Annotated in this window: 16 protein-coding genes; 7 read left to right on the top strand and 9 right to left on the bottom strand. The window is 73.2% G+C overall.

Features of this window, described 5'->3' with window-relative positions; genetic code table 11:
• Nucleotides 1–59: 59 nt before the first annotated feature.
• Entirely contained in the window at nucleotides 60–1868 is a 1809-nt protein-coding gene (locus AVL61_RS03400; protein ID WP_058872941.1) for a flavin-containing monooxygenase, read from the bottom strand.
• Nucleotides 1869–2034: 166 nt separating this feature from the next.
• On the opposite strand from AVL61_RS03400, the gene AVL61_RS17755 reads away from it, so the two are divergent.
• The gene (locus AVL61_RS17755) at nucleotides 2035–3102 is read left to right on the top strand and encodes a GAF domain-containing protein (RefSeq protein ID WP_058872940.1); all 1068 of its coding nucleotides are present in this window, start codon (nucleotides 2035–2037) and stop codon (nucleotides 3100–3102) included.
• Between the two features lie 180 nt (nucleotides 3103–3282).
• On the opposite strand, the gene AVL61_RS03390 is transcribed toward AVL61_RS17755, so the two are convergent.
• The 8 genes from AVL61_RS03390 to AVL61_RS03355 all read right to left on the bottom strand — a co-directional run bounded on the left by AVL61_RS03390 (nucleotide 3283) and on the right by AVL61_RS03355 (nucleotide 9777).
• Nucleotides 3283–3729: a VOC family protein gene (locus tag AVL61_RS03390; protein ID WP_082696928.1), complete on the bottom strand. Its 447-nt coding sequence runs from the start codon at nucleotides 3727–3729 to the stop codon at nucleotides 3283–3285.
• Between the two features lie 96 nt (nucleotides 3730–3825).
• Complete coding sequence (locus AVL61_RS03385) at nucleotides 3826–4464, bottom strand: HD domain-containing protein (protein WP_058872938.1); 639 nt, start codon at nucleotides 4462–4464, stop codon at nucleotides 3826–3828.
• Nucleotides 4465–4546: 82 nt separating this feature from the next.
• A complete protein-coding gene (locus tag AVL61_RS03380; RefSeq protein ID WP_058872937.1) occupies nucleotides 4547–5191 on the bottom strand; it encodes a maleylpyruvate isomerase family mycothiol-dependent enzyme in 645 nt (214 codons plus the stop codon).
• 82 nt (nucleotides 5192–5273) lie between these two features.
• Entirely contained in the window at nucleotides 5274–6071 is a 798-nt protein-coding gene (locus AVL61_RS03375) for an IclR family transcriptional regulator (protein WP_058873219.1), read from the bottom strand.
• A 7-nt stretch (nucleotides 6072–6078) separates the two neighbouring features.
• Nucleotides 6079–6912: a 5-dehydro-4-deoxy-D-glucuronate isomerase gene (gene kduI / locus AVL61_RS03370; protein ID WP_058872936.1), complete on the bottom strand. Its 834-nt coding sequence runs from the start codon at nucleotides 6910–6912 to the stop codon at nucleotides 6079–6081.
• A 23-nt stretch (nucleotides 6913–6935) separates the two neighbouring features.
• Complete coding sequence (locus tag AVL61_RS03365) at nucleotides 6936–8243, bottom strand: TRAP transporter large permease (protein WP_058872935.1); 1308 nt, start codon at nucleotides 8241–8243, stop codon at nucleotides 6936–6938.
• Nucleotides 8240–8773, bottom strand: a complete 534-nt coding sequence (locus tag AVL61_RS03360; RefSeq protein ID WP_058872934.1) for a TRAP transporter small permease — start codon at nucleotides 8771–8773, stop codon at nucleotides 8240–8242. The genes AVL61_RS03365 and AVL61_RS03360 overlap by 4 nt, the downstream gene beginning before the upstream one ends.
• Complete coding sequence (locus AVL61_RS03355) at nucleotides 8773–9777, bottom strand: TRAP transporter substrate-binding protein (RefSeq protein ID WP_058872933.1); 1005 nt, start codon at nucleotides 9775–9777, stop codon at nucleotides 8773–8775. Before AVL61_RS03355 ends, AVL61_RS03360 begins: the two co-directional genes overlap by 1 nt.
• Before the next feature lie 156 nt (nucleotides 9778–9933).
• On the opposite strand from AVL61_RS03355, the gene AVL61_RS03350 reads away from it, so the two are divergent.
• The 6 genes from AVL61_RS03350 (at nucleotide 9934) to AVL61_RS03325 (ending at nucleotide 17204) form a co-directional block, all read left to right on the top strand.
• Complete coding sequence (locus AVL61_RS03350; RefSeq protein ID WP_058872932.1) at nucleotides 9934–10959, top strand: zinc-dependent alcohol dehydrogenase; 1026 nt, start codon at nucleotides 9934–9936, stop codon at nucleotides 10957–10959.
• Nucleotides 10956–11711, top strand: a complete 756-nt coding sequence (locus AVL61_RS03345; RefSeq protein ID WP_058872931.1) for an SDR family oxidoreductase — start codon at nucleotides 10956–10958, stop codon at nucleotides 11709–11711. Before AVL61_RS03350 ends, AVL61_RS03345 begins: the two co-directional genes overlap by 4 nt.
• The gene (locus tag AVL61_RS03340; RefSeq protein WP_058872930.1) at nucleotides 11708–12343 is read left to right on the top strand and encodes a bifunctional 4-hydroxy-2-oxoglutarate aldolase/2-dehydro-3-deoxy-phosphogluconate aldolase; all 636 of its coding nucleotides are present in this window, start codon (nucleotides 11708–11710) and stop codon (nucleotides 12341–12343) included. Before AVL61_RS03345 ends, AVL61_RS03340 begins: the two co-directional genes overlap by 4 nt.
• On the top strand, nucleotides 12340–13281 hold the full coding sequence (locus AVL61_RS03335; RefSeq protein WP_058872929.1) for a sugar kinase: 942 nt from the start codon (nucleotides 12340–12342) through the stop codon (nucleotides 13279–13281). The genes AVL61_RS03340 and AVL61_RS03335 overlap by 4 nt, the downstream gene beginning before the upstream one ends.
• A gap of 156 nt (nucleotides 13282–13437) precedes the next feature.
• Nucleotides 13438–14577, top strand: a complete 1140-nt coding sequence (locus AVL61_RS03330) for a metallophosphoesterase family protein (protein WP_058872928.1) — start codon at nucleotides 13438–13440, stop codon at nucleotides 14575–14577.
• The gene (locus AVL61_RS03325; RefSeq protein ID WP_058872927.1) at nucleotides 14574–17204 is read left to right on the top strand and encodes an AAA family ATPase; all 2631 of its coding nucleotides are present in this window, start codon (nucleotides 14574–14576) and stop codon (nucleotides 17202–17204) included. Before AVL61_RS03330 ends, AVL61_RS03325 begins: the two co-directional genes overlap by 4 nt.
• The last annotated feature ends 139 nt before the right edge of the window (nucleotides 17205–17343 follow it).

Here is a 17343-nt window from a genome sequence, read left to right as displayed (position 1 = left end):
CGACGGGGCGCCGGAACGGGTGATCCCTTCCGGCGCCCCGCCGTCGTGCCGGGTCGGCGTCACCGGGGGTGGTGGGACTCCTCGAGCTCGAACACCGGCGTGGGCAGACCCTCCATCCGGGCCTTGAGCTGCAGGGCGAGGTACTTGGAGTAGTGCCTGCTCTGGTGCAGGTTCCCGCCGTGGATCCAGAGGTTCTCCACGTTGGTGGGCTTCCACATGTTCCGCAGCTCGCCCTCCCAGGGCCCGGGGTCCCGGGTGGTGTCCGAGCCGTAGCCCCAGCACTTGCCGACCCGGTCGGCGACCTCCGGGGAGACGAGGTCCGCGAGCCACTCGTTCATGGACCCGTACCCGGTGGCGTAGACGACCAGGTCCGCCGGCAGCTCGGTCCCGTCGTCGAGGACCACCGCGTCCTCCGTGAGGTGGTCGACCTGGCCGGAGACCAGCCGGACCCGCCCGTCGATGATCAGCTGCGAGGCGCCCACGTCGATGTAGTACCCGGAGCCACGGCGCAGGTACTTCAGGAACAGCCCGGAGCCGTCCTCCCCGAAGTCGAGATCGAAGCCGGACGACTCCAGCGCCGCGTAGAAGTCCTCGTCCCGGCGGGCCATCTCCTCGAACGCGGGCCGCTGGACGTCCGGCAGGACCCGGTACGGCCACGACGCGAACAGCATGTCTGCGCGGTCCGTGGTGATGCCGGCCTCCAGTGCTTCCTCGGAGTAGAGCGGTTTCAGGACGAGGTCCATGAGCGACTCGCTGCGGGAGATGTGGGTGGAGGAGCGCTGGACCATCGTGACTTCGGCCCCGTGCTCCCAGAGGTCGGCGCAGATGTCGTGGGCGGAGTTGTTGGACCCGATGACCACGGCCCGTTTCCCCGCCCAGTCGTCGCCGCCGGCGTGGGCGGAGGAGTGGTGCTGTGCGCCACGGAAGACGTCCGCGCCGGGGAACTCGGGGATCCTCGGGTACCCGGAGACGCCCAGTGCGAAGACGAGCTGGGTGGGGTGCAGGGTGATCTCCTCACCGTCGCGGTCCACGACCACGGTCCAGGTCCCCGTCTCCTCGTCCCACTCGGCCGACCGGCACTCGGTCTTCGCCCAGTAGTTGAGCTCCATGATGTCGGCGTAGTGCATGAGCCAGTCGGCGATCTTGTCCTTGGCGGGGAACACCGGCCAGTCGTCGGGGAACGGCAGGTAGGGCATGTGGTCGTACCAGACCGGGTCGTGCAGGTGCAGGGACTTGTAGCGGTTGCGCCAGGCGTCTCCGGCCTTCTCGTGCTTGTCCACCACGATCGTGGGGATGCCGAGGCGCTGCAGCCGGGCGGCCAGGCCGATCCCGCCCTGTCCGCCGCCGACGACGAGGCAGTACGGCTGCTCGGTCCGGCCGAGGGCCTCCTCCCGCGCCCGGCGCCGCTCCAGCCAGGTGGTGCGCTCCCGGGTGATCTCGTGGACGACGCCGCGGTCCCGGCGCGACCCCTTCTGCTCCTCGAACCCGCGCAGGTCCTGCAGCGTGGTCAGCAGGGTCCACGCCTTCCCGTCGCGCAGCCGCAGATAGCCCCACCCGGACCCGGCGGAGGTCTCGAAGCGCACCCAGCACTCGGTCACCCCGTCCGCCGTGGTGGGCTCACCCTCGACCTCCCACCCAGAGGGCCGGACGTGCGGCAGGGTCTGCGCGAGCATCCGGCAGATCTGGTCGCGGCCCTCCAGGGTCTTGAGGTTCCAGGTGAACGCCAGGAAGTCGCGCCAGAAGCCGTCCTCCTCGAACAGCGCCGCCGCCGCGTCCGCGTTGCCGGCCGTGAGGGCTTCCTCGAGCGAAGCCAGCCAGGTGCGGGCGATGTCAGTCCCGGCGCGCACGCCGGTGTCGGTCTCGGTCATGGTTCCTCCTCGATGTACGCCGGACGCCCCGTGGCATAGGCTCCGATGTGATGCGTGTCACCACTGTGGGGCCGTGGGGGTTTCCTCGGCGTTGCATCGGGGACGAGCGCAGAGGACGGAGGAGCGCGCTGTGGACAGCTGCGGATCGACGAGGACACCGGAACGGGTGCGTTCCGCCTGGGAGCGGTGCGCCGCCCGCGGCATGTCCCGCGACCTGGACGGCCCGCGGGAGGTGCTCCCGGACCACGAGATCGAGCACCAGCGGACGCTCTCACCGCTGGGGTCGCACGTCGACCTCGTCGCGGATCTCCTGGGCGTCGCCCGTGACACCGCGGAAGCCCGGGTCGCCGTCCTCACGGGACCCGATGGCACGGTGCTGTGGCGGCGCGGGGGACGCTCACCGCTCGGGCGCGCCGACAGGCTCGGCTTCGTCGAGGGCGCCGGCTGGGACGAGCACGGCGTGGGCACCAACGCGATCGCCCAGGCGCTGCGCAGCGGGGCCGCGGAGGAGCTGCGCGGAGCCGAGCACTTCGCCCGGTCCCACAGCGACTGGGACTGCACGTCCGCCCCCGTGCGTCACCCGGGCAGCGGAGAGGTGCTCGGCGTCATCGACCTGTCCGGGCCCCGAGGCAGCGCCACCCCGGACACCAGGGTTCTGGTCCGCTCGGCCGCGCGGGTCGTCGAGACGCTGCTCACCGCCCAGACGGCCTCTGGACACCCCGCTGGCACGACCGGCACGCCGCCCCTGGAGCTGCGCCTGCTCGCCGAGCCGGCCATGGCCCGGGTGGGCGGCGGGGACTGGTTCCCCCTGCCGACGCGGTCGGCGGAGATCCTCGCGCTGCTCAGCCTGCGCGAACGCGGGTGGAGCGCCGAGGAGATGGCCTACGAGCTCTACGGCGAGCACGGCACACCGGGGACGGTCCGCACGGAGATCCACCGGGTCCGCCGCCGGCTCGGGGCGGTGATCACCACCGGGCCCTACCGGTTTGCCGACCCGGACGCAGTCACCAGCGACGTCCTGCGGCTTCGGGCCGCGCTCGAACAGGGCGAAGTCGCCCGGGCGCTGAACATCTACCGGCAGCCGCTGCTGAGGTCCTCTGACCTGCTCACCATCGAGGAGTGGCGGTCCGCGCTGGACCAGGAGACCGCGGAGGCCGTGCGGCGCAGCGGCGATTCCCGGTTCGAGGCCCGCTGGTCCCACACCGAGATGGGGCACGCCTACCGGCGCGGATGAGCCGGGGCGGAGGCACGACGGCAGCTGGCGGACCGGCCGGATGCCGGCGATCCCCCGCACCGTTCACGGCCCGGTGAACGTCGGTGAATCCGGTGAATCTTGTGAATGCTGCTCCGGGGCGGGGTTCCGGCCTCAGCTCTCCGGCCACGGAGCGTCCGGTCTCGTCGTTCGGGGCGCGCCTCACTCCCGGGCCGTCAGGAGCGGGTCCATCCACACGATGTTCCACCGGTGGCCGTCCGGGTCGGCGAACACCCGGTGGCTCGTGTAGCTGTCGTCCTTCCGGTGCCCCGCGGTGGCGCCGGCGGCGACCGCCCGCTCGACCAGGACGTCGACGTCCTCGGGGATGTCGACGAGCAGGGCGAAGCTTCCGCTCACCGTGCGGCGGGGATCCGCGAGCTCCTGGTCCTCGCCGACGGCCTGCTGCATGAACCGCCGCTCGACGAGCGTGACCCCGAAGTCCTCGCCGAGGTCCAGGACCATGCTGTGCCCCTCGGCCAGGCCGGGAGCCGTCCGCCAGCCCAGGGCCTGGTAGAAGGACCGCGAGCGCTCCAGGTCGGCGACGGGGACGTGGGGAAAGAACTTGTACGCCACGGGAACTCCTGGAGCATCGACGGGCCGGGGTTCCATGCTCCTCCTGCCCTCCGATCGGCACAACGGTGCGACCGCGCGGCGGCGAGCCCGCAGGCTCCGGGGCCTCCGCCGGACTGCGGAGGCCCTCGGCGCTCACTCGGGCCAGGCGTTCTCCTGGATGACGCGCACGAAGTCCTCCCGGTGGAAGTCCGGGTCGAAGTGAGCGAGCACGTCGTCGTTCATGGTGCCGAAGGTGGTGTCGGGACGGTCGGACATGCCGTCGTAGAACGCGCGGAGGATCTTGTTCTTGAAGTCCGGCCGGGGGTGCGCGGCGACGACCTCGGCGCGGTGCTCCTCGGAGATCTGGTCCAGGTCCAGGCCCAGCACGTCGGTCTCGACGCCGAGGGTGACCACGGCAACCTCGGGCTCCAGGTGCAGCGGGATCTCCGGGGTGGTGTGCAGGGCGATCGCCAGCCACACGCGGCGGGCCTCCGCCGCGGAGCGGCCGTGGTCCCGCAGGAACGCCTGCGCCGCCGCGGCGCCGTCGATCTCGAAGCGCTGGTCCTGGGTGCGGTACTCGTCGGTGAGGCCGAGGTCGTGGAACATCGCCCCCACGTAGGCGAGCTCCGGGTCCACCTCGAGCCCGCGCGCGGCGGACTTGAGCATGCCGAAGAGGAAGACTCGGCGGGAGTGGTTGAACAGGCTCTCGTCGGCGGCCCGGCGGACCAGCTCGGTGGTCTCGCGGACGAGGGCGGAGTCCGGAACGGTGATGCCGGCGATGGTCTCGGCCAAGGTGTCTCCTCTGCTCGGGTGTGTGGTGTCGTGCGGGACCGGCGCGCGGCCGGTCCTCTCCTCACTCTCTCAGGTTGCTCGCTCAGGCGGGCGAGCAGCGGGACCGCAGGATCGACACGCCCTCACCCGTGAGGTCGTCGCAGAAGGCCTCGCGGCCGGCCATCGCCATGACGATCGCCAGCGTGGTCCCGCGGACCAGGGGCCCGGTTCCGGATTCGAACGGGCCGTCGGTCGCCACGAGGTGCAGGCCCTGGGCGGTGCTGCGGCTGGGCACCGCGAAGTCCCGGCCCGCGAAGAACCGTGCCACCGCGGTCACGGTCCCGACCGGGGGCGTGCGCGGCAGCCCGAGCGGGCGGCGGACGTCCTGGCTGTGCACCACGACCTCCCCCAGCCAGGCCGCGGTGTCCCCCGAGGGCGCCTTCGTGCTCCCGACCACGGCCCGGAAGCGCCGGAGCGTCTCGGCCGGGGTGGCGCCCCGGTGCTCCTCGAGCCGCCGCTGGTTGTGCAGGTCGAAGTCGAAGCGGGCCCCCAGCACGCTCCGGAGCCAGCGGAGCCGGCCGGTGCTCGCGGCCGCGGTGAGGTGGGCGACGACGTCCTCCACGGTCCACCGACCGCACAGGGAATGCTCCGCCCACTGCATGTCGTCCAGGCCGGCCAGGTCCTCGGCCAGGCGGGCGCGCTCGGCGTGGACGGCCGCCCACAGGTCCTTCCGGCTGCTCGGCTCCATGCGTCCACTCAAGCACACGCCGCCGAAGCGCGGGGCCCGGAGCGCGGGGCTCGGAGTGCTGGGCCCGGAGCGCGCCGTCGTGCTACTCGCCGGCGCGGCCGACCGAGGAGCCGAGCGCCCGGGAGATCGCGTCGGCGGCGGCGATCGCCTGCGGCGCGAACTGCTCGATGCTCGAACCGGGGTGCTCGAGGGCGATCGACGAGATCGACAGGCCGTACGTCACGTGGCCGAGGTGGTCGCGGATCGGCGCGGAGACGCACACAGTGCCGACCTCGTTCTCGCCGAGGTCGAGCGCGTAGCCGCGCTGCCGCACCTCGGCGAGCTCGGCGTGCAGCCGGCCGGCGTCCGTGATGGTCCGGTCGGTGCGCGGCGGCAGGCCGACCTCGGCAATGAGCCGGTCCACCTGCTCGGGAGGCCAGTACGCGAGCACGGCCTTGCCCATGCCCGAGCAGTGCATCGGCATGGACAGGCCCACGCGGGACGCCATCCGGTAGGGCTTCGACGAGTCCTTGCGGATGACATAGACCATCTCGAAGCCGTTGACGACGCCGACGTGGATGGTGCAGTCGACCTCGCGCACGAGCTCCTCGACGATCGGCTCGGCGAGGAAGGAGATGTCGAGCCGCGAGATGGCCCGCCCGGCGATGCCGAGGAAGCGGGAGCCCGGGTGATAGCCGCGATCGCTGTCACCGGTGATGAACTTCTGCTCGACGAGCGTCGCGAGGATCCGGTGCACGGTGGCCTTGGCCAGTCCGGTCTCCTCCACGATGTCGGTGAAGCGGTCGTAGAGGATCGCGGCCTCGAGCACCCGCAGCGTCTTCTCGCTCGCGCCCGCCGAGGGCGCAGGTCTCGTGTCGAGCGCCCGGGGCTCCGTGGTCATGGCCACCTCATCTCATGTCGACGATCGCGACGCCGTCCATGTCGTCGAAGGACTGGTTCTCGCCGGCCATCGCCCACACGAACGAGTAGTTCGACGTTCCCACGCCCGAGTGGATCGACCACGACGGCGAGAGCACCAGCCCGCCGTCGCCGACCAGCAGGTGGCGCGTCTCGGACGGCTCACCCATGAGGTGGACCACGCGGGCGTCCTCGGGCACGTCGAAGTAGACGTAGAACTCGGTGCGGCGGTCGTGCGTGTGCGCCGGCATCGTGTTCCACATGCTACCGGGGTGCAGCTGCGTCACGCCCATGACCACCTGGCAGCTGCGCACCCCGTTCTCGTGGATGTACTGGTTGAGCGTGCGGCGGTTCGAGGTCAGCGGGTCGCCGAGCTCCCGCACCGTGCCCTGCCCCGGCTCGACGAGCGCGATCGGGTACGTGGTGTGCGCCGGCGCCGAGAAGCCGTAGAAGCGGGCGGGGGCGGCGGCGTCGTCGGACTCGAACGAGACGTCCCGGACGCCGCGGCCGAGGTAGAGGCACGCGCCGGTCGCCATCGGGTGACGCTCGCCGTCGGCGACGACGGCGCCGCCCGCACCGATGTTGACGATGCCGATCTCGCGGTGGTCGAGGAACTGGTCGCTGCGGATCTCCGGCACGGCTTCGAGGGCCAGCGGCGCGTCGGTCGGCACGGCGCCGACGGCGACCACGCGGTCGTAGTGGGTGACGGCGGTGCGCACGCTGCCGGGGACGAAGAGGTCCTCGACGAGGTAGCGCTCGCGCAGCTGCTGCTGGGTGGCGCCGGGGATCTGCTCGGGCGAGGTGGGGCCGTGGACGGCGGTCATGGTGTTTCCTTCCGGTGGGGTGTTCAGAGCAGGCCCATGAGGCCGGGGAGCCACAGGGACAGCTGGGGGACGAAGACGATGACGAACAGCAGCGCGATGAGCACGAGCAGGAACGGCACCAGTTTGACGATGACGGGCTCGAGCTTCAGCTTCGCGACCTGGGCGCCGACGAAGAGCACGGGCGCCGAGGGCGGCGAGATGACCGCGATCGAGAGGTTGAAGACCATCACGATGCCGAAGTGCACCGGGTCGATGCCGTAGGACACGGCGATCGGCAGGAAGATCGGCGTGAAGATCAGGATCGCCGGCGTCGGGTCGAGCGGGATGCCGATCAGCAGCAGCACGAGCATCATGATCAGCAGCACGACGACCTTCGAGTCGGTCCAGCCGAACAGCGACTCGGCGATCAGCTGCGGCAGCCGGGCGTAGGTCATGACGTAGGACATGATCGTCGAGACCGCGATCAGGAAGATCACGATCGCGCTCGTCCGGGTGGCGTCGAACAGGATGCGCGGCAGGTCCTTGGCCGAGACGGTGCGGTAGAGGAACGAGAGCAGCAGCGAGTAGACCACGGCCACGGCCGAGCCCTCGGTCGGCGTGAAGAAGCCGACCACGATGCCGCCGATCGCCACCACGATCAGCCCGAGCGAGGGGACCGCGCGCCACAGCGTGGCCAGGAGGACCGAGAGCTCGGGCCACGGCTCGCCCCGCAGCTCGGGGTGCCGGCGCGCGTAGGCGAAGCCGACGGCCCCGCAGGCCAGCGCCCACAGCAGGCCCGGGACGTAGCCGGCCACGAACAGCGCGCCGATCGACGTGCCGCCGGCGGCGAGCGAGTACACGATGAGGGTGTTGCTCGGCGGGATCAGCATGCCGGCCGGGGCCGAGGCGATGTTCGCCGCCGCGCTGAAGGCCCGGTCGTAGCCCGAGCGCCGCTGCATCGGGGACATGGTGGAGCCGATGGCGGCGGCGCTGGCCACCGCGGAGCCGGAGACGGAGCCGAAGATCGCGTTGGCGATCACGTTGGTCTGCACCAGCGGCGCGGGGGTGCGACCCACCAGCACGCGGGCGAGGTTGATCAGCCGCTCCGCGATGCCGCCGGTGTTCATGATCACGCCGGCGAGGACGAAGAACGGGATGGCGAGCAGCGCGAACGAGTCGACCCCGCCGACCATCTGCTGGGCGGCGGTGACCGCGCCCCGGTCGAAGTCGACGATCAGCAGCATGCACAGTGCCGACGGCAGGCCGATGGACACGGAGACGGGGGCGCCGACCGCGAGCAGCAGCACGAGCCCGCCGATCAGGATGGCGCTGATGGCAGCGGGATCGATCACAGCGCCGCCGCCTCGAGGTCTTCGTCGACGCCCACGTGCCCCTGGTAGCCGGGGAAGAAGGTGCCGACGAGGTGGATGGTCAGGTAGACGGTCAGCAGCACGCCGGAGACCGGCAGGGCCAGGTAGAGCTGGCCCTGCGTGAGGGGCAGCAGCGGGTTCTGCTGCCCCCACGCCAGGACGGACTGCTGGAGGCCGCCGAAGACCATCACGTACAGCACGAAGGCGAGCGTCGCGAGGTACGCGACCACGTCGGCGCCGCGCTGGACGGGGACCGGCAGCCGTTCGACGAGGAAGTCCATGATGACGTCGGCCTTCTCACCGACCGCGATGGCAATGCCGATCAGGCTGACCCACACGAAGGTGTGCCGTGCCGCCTCCTCGGACCAGGCGCTCGGCTGGCCGAGCACGAGGCGGGTGAAGACCTGCCACACCACCAGCAGCACCAGCAGCGCAAAGAGGCCGACGCAGATCCCGCGGAGCGCGCCGTCGAGCCACGCCCGCGCGGTGGTCGTGAGTTCCGTGGTGGCCATCAGCCGCGCGCCGCCTCGATCGCGTCGTAGACCGAGCGGGCCAGGTCGCTGGTGACGCTCTCCTCGTGCAGCGGCTGCACGGCCTCGCGGAACACCTCGACGTCGACGTCGTTGAACTGCGCGCCGGCCTCCTCGGCGGCGGCGGTGGCCTCCTCGACCGCCGTTCCGAACAGCTCCAGCTCGGTGTCGACCGACGCCGTGAGCAGCTCCTCGAAGACCGCGCGGTCCTCCTCCGGGATGCCCTCCCACACGCCCGGGTTCGCGACCAGGTAGTCCGGCATCATGAGGTGCTCGGTGCGCGAGTAGTACGGGGCGATCTCGTCGTGCGAGAGCGAGGAGTAGATGAGCTCGTTGTTCTCCGCGCCGTCGAGCACGCCCGACTGGATCGCGGTGAAGACCTCGCCCTGCGCCATCGGCGTGCCCACGCCGCCCATGAGCTCCATCATGCGCACGTTCGTGTCCGAGCCGATGACGCGGATCTTCTGTCCCGCGAGGTCGGCGGGCGTCTCGACCGGCCCCTCGCTCGAGTACACGTTGCGCACACCGCCGTGGTAGGCGGTGAGCACCTGGATGTCGTCGTCGACCAGGGTGTCGTAGAGCTCCCCGACGACCTCGCGGTCGTTGAGCACCGACAGCTGGTGCTCGGGCGACTCGTAGAGGTAGGGCAGGTTCACGGTCGAGAAGTCCGGTTCGAAGTTCTCGAGCAGCGGTCCCGCCACGACCGCGAGGTCGATGGTGCCCGACTGCACCTGCTCGATGGTGGCCGCCTGGTCGCCGAGCGTCTCGTCGGTGTAGAGCTCGAGCGCGTACCGGCCCTCGGTGCGGGTCTCCAGCTCCTCCGAGAGCTCGGTGAGCGCCTGCGCCTGCGGGTGGTCGATGTCCTGGTTGAAGGCGACGCGGAAGGTCGTCCCTGCGCCGTCTCCCGCCTCGGCGGAGCAGGACGCCAGTCCCGCCGTCATGACCGCTGCGACGCCCATCGTGCCCAGCATCCGTCGTCCCTGCATGAGTTCCTCCTCGGTGAGTCGCCGTGGCGACGTGATTTGCGCCACTGGCGGGGTCAGGGGCTACTCTAACCAGACAGAACCGAGTTGCGCCAGACGGAACTCCGAACAGAACTGAGTTTCACAAAGTGGCGGACCGGCCTCACGAAGGAGACGGCAGTGCGAGCAGCGAGATACATCGGCGGCGGGCGGATCGAGGTCGGCGGCGCCGAGCCCCAGCGCCCCGGGCCGGGCGAGGTGACCATCCGCGTCGCCTACAACGGCATCTGCGGGACCGACCTGCACATCGTGCAGGGACACATGGACGCGCGCGTCGCGGCCCCGGCCGTGATCGGGCATGAGATGAGCGGCGTCGTGGACGCGGTCGGCGACGACGTCGACACCCTGGAGATCGGCCGGCCCGTCACCGTGATGCCGCTGCGCTGGTGCGGCGAGTGCGCCTCCTGCCGCGCCGGGCACCAGCACATCTGCCAGCGGCTGGACTTCGTCGGCGTCGACTCGCCCGGCGCGCTCCAGGAGCAGTGGACCGTGCCGGCCTCGCTCGTGGTGCCGCTGCCCGAGGGCGTCTCCCTCCAGCACGCCGCGCTCGTCGAGCCGCTCGCCGTCGCGGTGCACGACGTGCGCCGCTCGCGGCTGACGGCGGGCGAGACGGCCGTGGTCATCGGCGGCGGCCCCATCGGCCAGCTCATCGCCGTGGTCGCGCGCGCGGCCGGCGCCGAGGTGGTCCTCGCCGAACCGGACGCCGCCCGCCGCGCGTTCGCCGAGCAGCAGGGCGCGGTCGTCGTCGACCCCGCCGCCGAGGACCTCTCCGCGGTCGTCGCGGAGCGCACCGCCGGCGCCGGCGCCGACGTGGTCTTCGAGGTGGCCGGCACCCGCGGCACCGCCCTCGACGCCACCCGCCACGCCCGCACCCGCGGCCGCGTCGTGTTCGTCGCCATCCACCCGGAGCCGGTGCCGGTCGACCTGCACCGGATCTTCTGGCGGGAGCTCGAGGTGCTCGGCGCCCGGGTCTACGAGCGGGAGGACTTCGAGCGTGCCGTCGGCCTGCTCGCCGAGGGCGCCGTGCCCGCCGACGCGCTGATCACGTGCGTCGTGCCGCTCGAGGAGACGATGACCGCCTTCGACGCGCTGCTGTCCGCGGCCGCGATGAAGATCCTGGTCGACGTGCAGGGGGTGTCCCGATGAGCATCTCCTTCGACCTCACCGGCACGACCGCCGTGGTCACCGGCGCCCGCCGCGGCATCGGCTTCGCCATGGCGGAGGCGCTCGCGATGGCCGGCGCCGACATCATCGCCGCCTCCACCCGCCAGGAGGCCGATGGCGGGGCGATCGGCGGGCGCGTGCGCGAGCTCGGCCGCGCCTTCGAGGGCCACGCCGTCGACTTCACCGACCGCGAGGCCGTCTGCGCCTTCGGCGACGCGGTGCGGGACCGTGCCGACATCCTGGTGAACAACGCCGGCACCATCCGCCGCTCCCCCGCCGCCGAGCACCCCCTCGAGTGGTGGGACGAGGTGCTGGACGTGAACCTGCGCAGCCAGTTCGTCCTCACCCAGACGGTCGGCGCCTCGATGGTCGAGCGCGGCGGCGGCCGCATCATCTTCACGGCCAGCCTGCTCAGCTTCCAGGGCGGCATCAACGTGCCCGGCTACACCGCGGCGAAGTCCGGCGTCGTCGGCCTGGTGAAGGCGCTCAGCAACGAGTGGTCGCGGCACGGGGTGACCGTCAACGCCATCGCGCCCGGCTACATCGCCACCGACAACACCGCGGCGCTGCGCGCGGACGAGGACCGCTCGCAGGCGATCCTCGAGCGCATCCCCGCCGGCCGGTGGGGGCGGCCGGCGGACCTGCAGGGGGCCACCGCGTTCCTCGCGAGCCCGGCCGCCGCCTACGTCACGGGCGTGACACTGCCGGTCGACGGCGGGTGGATGGCACGATGAGCGACCTCACCGGAACCCGCTCCCCGCTCCTCGGCGGCGTCGTGCCGCTGGCGACCGTCCAGGACGCCTCCGCCGCCGACACGATCGCCGACGGCCTGGTGGCCGGCGGCCTGCCGGTCCTCGAGGTCGCGCTGCGCAACGACTACGGCCTGGCGGCGATCGAGCGGATCGCCGCCCGCGGGGACGTGGTCGTCGGCGCCGGCACGGTGCTGAGCGTCGAGCAGCTGCGGCGCAGCCTCGACCTGGGCGCGTCGTTCGTCGTCGCCCCGGGGCTCGACGAGGAGGTGGTCGAGGCGGCCCTCGCCGCCGGCGTGCCCGTGCTGCCCGGCATCATGACGCCCAGCGACGTGCAGCGCGGGATCCGCCTCGGGCTCGACCGGCTGAAGCTCTTCCCGGCGGGAGTCGCCGGCGGTCTGGCGCTCATCGGCGCGCTGGCGCCCGTCTTCCCCGGCATCGGCTTCATGCCCAGCGGCGGCGTGAACCCGGCGAACCTCGCCGAGTACCTCGCCCACCCGGCCGTCTTCGCCGCCAGCGGCTCGTGGATCGCCTCGGGCGAGCGGGTCGCGGCCGGGGCCGGCGCGGTCGAGGCGGCCGCGCGCGAGGCCGTCGCCGTCCAGGAGGCGGCGGCATGAGCGTCATCACCCTGGGCGAGTCCCTCGGGCTGCTCGTCGCCTCCCGGATCGGCCGGCTCGAGCTCGTGCCGTCGATGGACCTGGGCTTCGGCGGCGCCGAGAGCAACGTCGCGATCGGGCTCGCCCGCCTCGGCGTGCCCGTCACGTGGGTGGGCCGGCTGGGCGACGACGCGCTCGGCCGGCTCGTCGAGCGCCAGCTGCGCGCCGAAGGGGTCGTGCCGGTCGTCACCCGCGACCCGGGCGCCCCGACCGGGCTCATGCTCAAGGAGCGTCCCACAGCCGGGGCCAGCGCCATCAGCTACTACCGCGCCGGCAGCGCGGGCTCCCGCCTCGGGCCCGCGGACCTCGACCTCGACCGCATCCGCGCCGCGCGCGTGCTCCACCTGACCGGCATCACCGCCGCCGTCAGCGAGTCCGCCCGCCGCGCCCTCGACGCGGCGATCGACGCGGCGCACCGGGCGGGCGCGGTCGTCTCGTTCGACGTCAACCACCGCTCGCGGCTGTGGGACGCCGAGCAGGCGGTGCCCGTCTACCGCTCGCTCGCCGCCCGCGCCGACCTCGTCTTCGCGGGCGAGGACGAGGCGGAGCTGCTGACCGGCGAGCGCGGCCTGACCGCGCAGGCGGAGGCCGTCGCCGCGATGGGGCCGGCGCAGGTGGTCGTGAAGCGCGGCGAGCACGGCGCCGTGGGCTTCGAGGGCGGCGAGCGGGCGGAGGTGCCGGCGTTCGCGGTGCAGGCCGTCGACACCGTCGGCGCCGGCGACGCCTTCGTGGCCGGCTACCTCGCCGAGCTGATCGCCGGCGAGCCGCTGCCGGAGCGGCTCCGCACGGCCGCCGCGTGCGGGGCCATCGCCTGCACGGCGCCGGGCGACTGGGAGGCCGTCCCCGACCGCGGCGCGATCGCGCGGCTGCTCGGCGCCGGCGACCCCGTGCAGCGCTGACCGCACGCCCGGGGAGGCGACGGCCCGTCCGTCGCCTCCCCGGCGCCCGTCAGGGGCGGACCGGGGTGCCGGGGCCTGCGGTGTCCGCCGGTGCCGATAGCGTGGCAGAGGAGCCGCACCCCCAGGACAGCACCCCCGACCGCACGAGGAGCCTCGATGACGAGCATCCGTTTCCTCCACACGAGCGACTGGCAGCTGGGCATGACCCGGCACTACCTCGAGGGCGAGGCCCAGTCCCGCTACACCGGCGACCGGGTCGAGACGATCCGCCGCATCGGGGAGCTGGCCCGCGCCCGGGACTGCGCGTTCGTGCTGGTGGCCGGCGACGTCTTCGAGCACGCCAACCTGAGCCGGCGGGACGTGGGGCGCGCCCTGGACGCCATGGGCTCGGTTCAGCTGCCGGTGTACCTGCTGCCCGGCAACCACGACCCCCTCGGGCCGGGATCCCTCTACGCCCAGGAGGCCTTCCTCGGCGCGAAGCCCGAGAACGTGGTCCTCCTGGACGAGGTGGGCCCGTGGCCCGTCGCCGAGGGCGTCGAGCTGGTGGCCGCGCCCTGGCGCAGCAAGCGCCCCGACGCGGACCCGGTCGCCCCGGCCCTGGAGGGGCTGGCGGCGGACGGGACGCTGCGCGTCGTCGTCGGCCACGGAATGCTCGACGAGCTCGACCCCGACCGCACCTCCCAGGTCACCGTGCGCCGCGCGCCCCTGGACGAGGCGCTGGCCGGTGGGCTGATCCACTACGTGGCGCTCGGCGACCGGCACATCCGCTGGCCCGAGGACGACCGCGGCGCGATCCACTACTCCGGCACCCACGAGTCCACGGGCTTCCGCGAACCCGGCCGCGGACACGTCCTCGAGGTGGCGCTGGACGGCTCCGGCGCCCGGGTGACCTCCCACGAGGTGGGGCGGTGGGAGCACCGGGTGCTCGAACGCCAGCTCGACGGCGCCGGCGACGTCGAGGCGCTGCGGGCCGAGCTCGCCGCGCTCACCCCGAAGGAGCGGATCATCCTCAAGACCGTGTTCACCGGCACCCTGAACCTCTCGGAGTCCGCGGAGCTGGACCTGCTGCTCGAGCAGCAGGCCGAGGTCTTCGCGAGCCTCAACGCGTGGGAGCGGCACACCGACCTCGCGGTGGTCCCGGACCAGCACGAGTTCGAGGACCTCGACGTCGGCGGGTACGCCGCCGAGGCCGTCACCGAGCTGCGCGAGCTGGCCGCGTCCGAGGGCGAGGACGCGCCCGCCGCCGGGGACGCCCTCAGACTCCTGTACCGACTCGTGGGAGGACCTGCCCGATGAAGCTGCACCGTCTCCGGCTGGAGAACTTCCGCGGCGTGACCGCCCGCGAGGTCGAGTTCCCCGACGCGGGGGTCGTCGTGCTGACCGGCCGCAACGAGATCGGCAAGACCTCGATGATCGACGCCCTGGACGCGCTGATCGAGCTCCCGGACAACAGCAAGCACAAGAAGATCACCGGGGCGAAGCCCGCCGGCCGGGACGTGCCTGTCCTCGTGGAGGCGGAGTTCTCGATCGGGCCCACCCGGGTCGTCTACACCAAGCAGTGGCTGAAGCGGCCGTCCACGACCCTCCGCCACGTGGGCGGGGACGGCCGCACGCTCACCGGCCGCGAGGCCCACGACGCCGCCGAGCAGCTGTGGGGCGGAGCCGACACCGCGCTGTGGAAGGCCCTGCGCTTCATGCAGGCCGGCGGGCTGACCCAGAACGCCCTCACCGACAGCGCGGCGCTGCGCCGGGCCCTGGAGTGCCACGCCGACCAGGCCCAGGGCGACGACCGCGAGGTCGCCTCCCTCCTGGAGCGCGTGCGCGCCGAGTGCGACAAGTACTGGACCGCGACCCGGAAGAAGAACGCCCGGTTCGTCCAGGCCGAGACGGACTGCCATGCGGCCGAGACCGCGGCCGCGGAGACCGCCGAGGAGCTGCGGGACATCACGGTGGTCGAGGAGGAGCTGGCGGAGCTCACCGAGGTGATCGCCGCCACCGGCCGGAAGCTCGGCGCCGCCCGCACGGAGAAGACGGAGCTGGACCGGGCCGCCGGGGAGATCGAGGCCGTCCAGCGGCAGCGGCAGGAGGCGCAGCGCCGCCGGGACGCCGCCCGGGCCGAGCTGGACCGGGCCCGCGAGCGCTCCGCCCGCCGCACGGAGCTCGTGGCCGCGCTCGCCGCCGACGAGGAGCGCAGCACGGCGCTCGCCGGGGACCTGCGGTCCTGCGAGCAGGAGCTCGCCCCGGTGCGCGAGCACGCCGAGGAGGCCGAGGAGCGCCGGGCCGCGGCCCAGGCCGCGGTGCAGGAGGCCCGCGCCGCCCACCGGTCCGCGCGGGAGGACCGGAAGCACCTCGACGACGTCGAGCGCCACCGCCGCGCGCTCGAGATCCTGGACTCCCTCGAGGCGGTCCGGGCGCAGCTGGCCGAGCTGGGTTCCCGCCCCGGCACCGAGATCGACGAGGAGATCGTCGACGAGCTCGAGCGGGCCGAGCGGGCGGCGGAGAAGGCCGAGGCGGAGCTGGCGGCCGGCAGCGCCCGGGTGGAGCTCACCGCGCTGGGCCGCGCACGCCCGATCGTGCGCGGCGGCGAGACCGAGGAGGTCGGCCCGGGAGAGCCGTGGTCCGTGCCGGTGACGGACGAGGTCGAGGTCGAGATCCCCGGCGAGTGGCGGGTGCGGGTCCTCCCGGAGCAGGGCATCGAGACCCGCCGGGACGCCGCCCGCACCGCCCGCGAACGGTGCACCGCGCTGCTGGCGCGGCACGGCGTCGGGTCGGTCGCCGAGGCCCGCGCGGAGTGGCGCGCGGCCCAGGAGCTGGCGCAGCAGGTGCGCGAGGCCGCGGCCCAGCGCGACCGCCTGCTCGGCGGCGAGGACGAGAGCCGCCTGCGGGACGACCGGGACCGCCTCGCCGCCGCGATCGAGCAGTACGGCGGCCGGCGCGACGACGGGGTGCCGCTGCCGGCGACCGCCGCCGACGCCCAGGAGACGGTGGAGACCGCCGAGGCCGCCCTCACCGAGGCCGAGGACGCCGTGCACCGCGCCGAGGCAGCCGCCGAGGCGGCCCGGTCCGCCCTGCAGTCCGCCCAGACCACGCTGCACTCCCTCCAGGGCGCCGCGCTCGAGCAGGAGCGGGCCCTCACCGCCGGCAGGGCCCGGCTCGAGGACGCCCGCCGCGAGGTGCCGGACGAGGACCTCGACCGTGCCGCCGCCGCGGCGGCCGAGGCGCTCGCCACGGTCCAGGAGGAGATCGAGGGCCACGAGGCGGCCCTCGCCGGACTCGACGCCGACCGGGTGCTCGGGGACCGGCAGCACGTCTCGGACGAGATCGAGGGGCTCGAGACGCTGCTGGCCGAGCGGCGGAGCCGCCACAACTCCCTGCAGGGCCGGCTCGAGGGCATGGGCCGGGACCGGGTGCAGCTGGCCCACGACCAGGCCGGGACGCGGCTCGAGGCGGCCCGGCGCCACCTCGCCGGGGTCGAACGACGGGCCGAGGCCGCCCTGCTCCTGGAACGGACCCTGCTGGAGCACCGCGAGCGCGCCCACGCCCAGTACGTCCAGCCGTTCCGCACCGAGGTGGAGCAGCTGGGCAAGGCGGTCTACGGACCGGACTTCGAGGTCCTGGTGAGCGGGTCCCTGGAGGTCGAGCAGCGCAAGCTCCACGGCGACTGGCTGCCGTTCTCCGCCCTGTCCACGGGCGCCAAGGAGCAGCTGGTGATCCTCATCCGGCTCGCCACCGCTCTGCTCGTGGACCCGGAGGACGGCGTGCCGGTGCTGCTCGACGACGCCCTGGGCCACTCCGATCCGCAGCGGCTCCGCCGGCTCGCCTCGGCCATCACCACCGCCGGGGAGCGGACCCAGGTGATCGTGCTGACCTCGAACCCCGAGCGCTTCGTGAACCTGCGGGAGGCCCACCGGATCGAGATGTGAGCCCGGCCGGAACCACCACGAGTCGGGCGCTCGGGATCCCGGGCCCACCGGCGCGTTCCCGGGCGCCTCTGTCACACAGGAACGGCTCGAGGCACGGCTCGGTATGATTTGCATCAGTACTCGCCGGCCCTCGCAGCAC

The sequence above is a fragment of the Kocuria rosea subsp. polaris genome, from assembly GCF_001483755.1.
In the GTDB taxonomy this organism is placed as follows: Bacteria; Actinomycetota; Actinomycetes; order Actinomycetales; family Micrococcaceae; genus Kocuria; species Kocuria cellulosilytica.
Note: the sequence above shows the minus strand (reverse complement) of the source record. Positions and strands in the feature narration are given on the sequence as shown.